This window comes from uncultured Oscillibacter sp. (assembly GCF_910587525.1).
Lineage (GTDB): Bacteria > Bacillota > Clostridia > Oscillospirales > Oscillospiraceae > Oscillibacter.
In genome coordinates this window covers 1-4,441 of the sequence record NZ_CAJULS010000159.1, presented here as the reverse complement: position 1 = coordinate 4,441, position 4,441 = coordinate 1, and the positions used below count along the sequence as shown (strand labels likewise).

Annotated in this window: 4 protein-coding genes; 3 read left to right on the top strand and 1 reads right to left on the bottom strand. The window is 63.5% G+C overall.

The genetic code is table 11. From position 1 onward, the window contains the following. From asnS to pyk, 3 genes are all read left to right on the top strand, one after another. Nucleotides 1-881, top strand: an 881-nt coding sequence (gene asnS, locus QZ326_RS11445) for an asparagine--tRNA ligase (RefSeq protein ID WP_295745280.1), incomplete at its 5' end; no start/stop codon positions are given. Between the two features lie 64 nt (nt 882-945). Further along, nucleotides 946-1,716 (top strand): heparan-alpha-glucosaminide N-acetyltransferase domain-containing protein, encoded by a 771-nt coding sequence (locus tag QZ326_RS11440; protein ID WP_295745278.1) that lies wholly within the window; start codon nt 946-948, stop codon nt 1,714-1,716. Nucleotides 1,717-1,895: 179 nt separating this feature from the next. Beyond that, nucleotides 1,896-3,632 (top strand): pyruvate kinase, encoded by a 1,737-nt coding sequence (gene pyk, locus QZ326_RS11435; RefSeq protein WP_295745276.1) that lies wholly within the window; start codon nt 1,896-1,898, stop codon nt 3,630-3,632. A gap of 278 nt (nt 3,633-3,910) precedes the next feature. Here the strand turns inward: pyk and QZ326_RS11430 are convergent. Continuing rightward, a partial coding sequence (locus QZ326_RS11430) for a formate--tetrahydrofolate ligase (RefSeq protein WP_295745274.1) occupies nt 3,911-4,441 on the bottom strand: 531 nt, incomplete at its 5' end.

The window sequence follows — 4,441 nt, the reverse complement described above, 5'->3', positions numbered from 1 at the left end:
GGGAGATGTTCCGGGTCACCACCCTGGACCCGGAGAACCCGCCCCGGACCGAGGACGGGAAGATCGACTTCACTCAGGACTTCTTCGGCAAGCCCGCCAACCTCACCGTCTCCGGCCAGCTGAACGCGGAGAACTTCGCCATGGCCTTCGGGGATGTTTACACCTTCGGCCCCACCTTCCGGGCGGAGAATTCCAACACGGCGCGCCACGCCGCCGAGTTCTGGATGATCGAGCCGGAGATGGCCTTCACCGATCTCAAGGGCGACATGGACGTGGCGGAGGCCATGATTAAATTCATCATCAAGCGCACCATGGAGCGCTGCCCGGATGAGATCAATTTCTTCAACAGCTTTGTGGACAAAGGCCTCAAAGAGCGGCTGGAGCACGTGGTCTCCTCCGGCTTCGGCCGGGTGAGCTACACCGAGGCCGTGGAGATTCTGGAGAAGAACAACGATAAATTCGACTACAAGGTCTTCTGGGGCTGCGACCTCCAGACAGAGCACGAGCGCTACCTCACCGAGCAGGTGTACAAGCGCCCGGTGTTCGTCACCGACTATCCCAAGGAGATCAAGGCCTTCTATATGCGCCTAAACGACGACGGCAGGACCGTGGCCGCCGCGGACTGCCTGGTGCCCGGCATCGGCGAGATCATCGGCGGCAGCCAGCGTGAGGAGCGGCTGGAGATTCTGGAGGACCGCATCCAGGAGCTGGGCATGAAGCCGGAGGACTACTGGTGGTACTGCGACCTGCGGCGCTACGGCAGCTGCAAGCACGCGGGCTTCGGCCTGGGCTTTGAGCGCATGGTGATGTACCTTACGGGCATCAGCAACATCCGGGACGTACTGCCCCACCCCCGCACGGTGGGCAGCGCGGATTTTTGACAGAGAAAGAGGAGGGCGGCGCAGCCGCCCTTTTCCCGTGGAGCAAAACAGAGGAGGGGCGGTCTTGAGACGCTATACAGGAAAGAAGTGGGACGTGCGGCGCTGGGCGGCGCTGGATAACCTGCGGGGCCTGACGCTTTTAAGCATGATCGCCTACCACGCCTGCTGGGACATGGTCTATCTCTTCGGCGCGGACTGGGGCTGGTACCGCTCCGCCGCCGCCTACGTCTGGCAGCAGAGCATCTGCTGGACCTTCATCCTCCTCTCCGGCTTTTGCTGGCCTCTGGGGAGCAGGCCCCTCCGGCGGGGGCTGGAGGTCTTTTGCGGCGGCCTTGCGGTGACGGCAGTGACGGTGCTGGTCATGCCGGCCAACCGGGTGGTCTTCGGCGTGCTGACCCTGCTGGGAAGCTGTATGCTGCTGATGGTCCCCCTGGAGCGGGGCCTGCGGCGCGTTCCCTCCTGGGCGGGCCTTGGGATGAGCGGACTGCTGTTTTTCCTGCTGCGGAACGTGAACGCCGGCTGCCTGGGTTTTGAAGGCCTGCGGTTTTTTCCCCTGCCCGCCTGGCTGTATCAAAACCTGACCACGGCCTTTCTGGGCTTCCCCCCGGCGGACTTTGCCTCTACGGACTACTTCTCTTTGGCGCCTTGGTTCTTCCTGTTTCTCGCCGGGTATTTCGCAAACCGCCTGTGGCGGGACCGCCGGCGGATTCCCATGGGCGGCAGCCGCATCCCGGTGCTCGGCGCCCTGGGGCGGTACTCCCTGCCGGTGTATCTGCTGCACCAGCCGGCGATCTACGGACTGCTGTGGGGGGTCCTGCGGCTGAACGGTACATAAAAGCGCCTGACGCGGCGGCCGAAAGGCCGCCGCGTTTTCGCCCCCGCCAAGGAACGGCCCCATTCCCGCGGAGCTTTTTTGCGGATTTGTGCATTTACATTTGACCGGGACATGGTACAATGAAAAAGCACCAGAAGATGAGAAAAAACGATTACCATTGAGGAAAGGTGGTAAAAATTATGAGAAAGACGAAAATTGTATGCACCCTGGGTCCGGCCACGGACCGGGAGGACGTTTTGCGGGAGATGATGCGCGCGGGCATGAACGTGGCCCGGTTCAATTTCTCCCACGGCAGCCATGAGGAACACAAAGCCCGCCTGGATCAGCTGAAAAAGCTGCGGGAGGAGCTGGACCTGCCTGTGGCGGCCATGCTGGACACCCGGGGCCCGGAGGTGCGTCTGAAGACCTTTGCGGAGGGCCCCGTCACCCTGCGCACCGGAGCGGAGTTTACCCTGACCACGGAGGACATCGCCGGGGATGAGACCCGCTGCGCCGTTACATACGCCGAGCTGCCACAGGACGTGAAGGAGGGGGACACCATCCTCCTGGACGACGGCCTGGTGCGCCTCACTGTGCTGGAGACCACCGCCGCCTCCATCCGCTGCCGGGTGGAGAACGACGGCGTGATGAAGAACAACAAGGGCGTGAACATCCCCAACGTGCGCCTGTCCATGCCCTACATGAACCAGCGGGACCGGGAGGATATCCTCTTTGGCGCGGAAGAGGGCTTTGACTTCATCGCTGCCAGCTTCGTCCGCTCCGCCGCCGACGTGCGGGAGATCCGCCGCCTGCTGGACCAGCGGGATTCCCAGATCCGCATCATCGCCAAGATCGAGAACCAGGAGGGTATCTCCAACCTGCCGGAGATTCTGGCCGTGGCGGACGGTGTCATGGTGGCCCGGGGAGACTTGGGCGTGGAGATCGACTTCACGGAGATCCCCGTGATCCAGAAGCAGATGATTACCCAATGCGTGGCCGCCGGCAAGCCGGTCATCACCGCCACCCAGATGCTGGACTCCATGATGGAGAACCCCCGTCCCACCCGGGCGGAGATCACGGACGTGGCCAACGCCATCTACGACGGCACCTCCGCCATCATGCTCTCCGGCGAGACGGCGGCCGGCAAGTACCCTGTGGAGGCGGTGAAAACCATGGACGCCATTGCTCTGAAAACGGAATCCAGCATTGACTGCTCCAAGCGGGTGAAGATGGACGGCAAAAAGATGTCCATCACTGCCGCCACGGCCCACGCCGCCTGCACCACGGCCCTGGACATCGGCGCGGACGCCATTTTGACCGTCAGCCAGCGGGGCACCACCGCCCAGATGGTCAGCCGGTTCCGCACCAGCACTACCGTGGTGGCTCTGCTTCTGGACCCCCAGGTCCGGCGGCAGATGAACCTCTACTGGGGCGTGGCGCCCATCATGATGCCTTACGCCGGCAGCACCGACGAGCTGGTGGACTTCGCCGTCCAGGCGGCGGAGGACGCGGGGCTTGTGAAGCAGGGGGACATTGTGGTGGTCACCGCCGGCGTGCCTGTGGGCGTGGCCGGCACCACCAACATGATCCGGGTCCGCCAGGTGGGCGGCTCTCTCATCAACGGCATGGGGGTCGGGGGCCAGATGGCCAGCGGACGGCTGTGCGTCTGCCGCACGGTATCGGAGGCGGCGGAGAAGTTCCGGCCCGGCAACGTGCTGGTGGTACCCTACACCAACAACGACTTCCTGCCCTATATCCGGGAGGCCGCCGCGGTGATCTGCGAGGAGGGCAGTACGGAGGGCCACGCCGCGACGGTGGGCCTGACCCTGGACAAGGCGGTGATCGTGGGGGCCGTGGCCGCCACGCGGCGGCTGGAGGACGGTGTGCTGGTGTCCGTGGACTGCGCCCGGGGCGTGGTACAGACGCTGCCGCAGTGAGGGGAATCAAGTTTAGGTCAACCCCCGCGTGCCCCCAAGGAGTATTTTAAGGGCCCGCAGGGGCAGAGGTCGCCTGAAAAAGCGTTGCTATTTTCAAACAAAGCCCATACCTATATGAGTGAAACCAACAAAAGAGAGATGACCCCATTTCCCTGGTCATCTCTCTTTTGTTATTGGGGCTTCGCCGCAAGGATCACAATTTGCAATTATGGTGGTTTGCAGGGGGCGGAGCCCCCTGCACCCCCGCAAGCCTTTTCAAAGGCTTGCCCCAAACTTTATCAGAACAGCCCCGTGATCCTTCCGTTTTCGTCCACGTCGATCTTCTCCGCCGCTGGCGTCTTTGGCAGACCCGGCATGGTCATGATGTCCCCGGTAAGAGCCACCAGGAACCCCGCCCCGGCGCTGACCTTCAAATTCCGCACCGTGATGGTAAACCCGCTGGGCGCTCCCAGCTTTCCGGCGTCGTCGGAGAAGCTGTACTGCGTCTTCGCCATGCAGATGGGCAGCTTGTCAAATCCCAGCTCCTCCAGTTCCTTCATCTGCTTCCGGGCGGCGGGGGTCAGCGCCGCGCCGTCGGCGTGGTAGACCTTTCTGGCGATGCCGTTCAGCTTCTCCTCAATGGGGGCCCCGGCGTCGTAGGCAAAGCGGAATTCATTGGGCTCGCCGCACAGGCGGACCACCTCCTCCGCCAGGGCAAGCCCCCCTTCGCCGCCCTTGGCCCACACCTCGCTCAAAGCCACGTTGACGCCCAGCTCCCGGCACTTGTCCTCCACCAGCTTCAGCTCGGCGGCGGTGTCCGTGGGGAAGGC

Excerpts from the sequence above, each read along its gene's own strand:
- pyk (WP_295745276.1), top strand. The coding sequence starts at position 1,896 with ATGAGAAAGACGAAAATTGTATGCACCCTGGGTCCGGCCACGGACCGG.